This window comes from Acidithiobacillus sulfurivorans, assembly GCF_018853815.1.
Taxonomy (GTDB): Bacteria; Pseudomonadota; Gammaproteobacteria; order Acidithiobacillales; family Acidithiobacillaceae; genus Acidithiobacillus; species Acidithiobacillus sulfurivorans.
This window is the reverse complement of the sequence record NZ_JAAOMP010000109.1, coordinates 1-411: the sequence shown is the minus strand read 5'-3', so window position 1 is coordinate 411 and position 411 is coordinate 1. Positions and strand designations below refer to the sequence as shown.

The 411-nt window shown below is 53.8% G+C and carries 1 protein-coding gene; it reads right to left on the bottom strand.

What is annotated here, in order from left to right; genetic code table 11:
• The coding region (locus tag HAP95_RS09535; RefSeq protein ID WP_215883999.1) for an ExbD/TolR family protein at window positions 1-393 on the bottom strand (393 nt) is incomplete at its 3' end.
• Window positions 394-411 lie beyond the last annotated feature (18 nt).

Sequence of the window (411 nt, the reverse complement as noted above, 5' to 3'; positions counted from 1 at the left end):
ACTTTTAGCCGCGATGCCAATATCACTCACCCCCGCCTTCTGGCAGCGGTCCATGACATGAATGAAATCCTGAAAGGGCACGCCCTTGTCAGCGGCAATGGTGATCTGGGTCTTGCCGGGGTCACCATCGCTGGCGAGCATTTTCTGTAGACCATCCAGGTCGTAGTGATGGCCCTTGACATTCACCGACCCATCTTTGTCAATGTTGATGGTGAAATGCGGGCGCGGCAGACTCTGGGCTTCACTGGAAGTGGGCAACTGCAGATTCAGGCCCTTGTCGGGAATCATCTGCAGGGTGATCATGATGAAAAACACCAGCAGGAAGAGCATGATGTCAATCATCGGAATGATTTCGACCCGGCCTTTCTTCTGCTCAAAGTAACGCCGGTTCATTATCCTGCCCTCGCCACG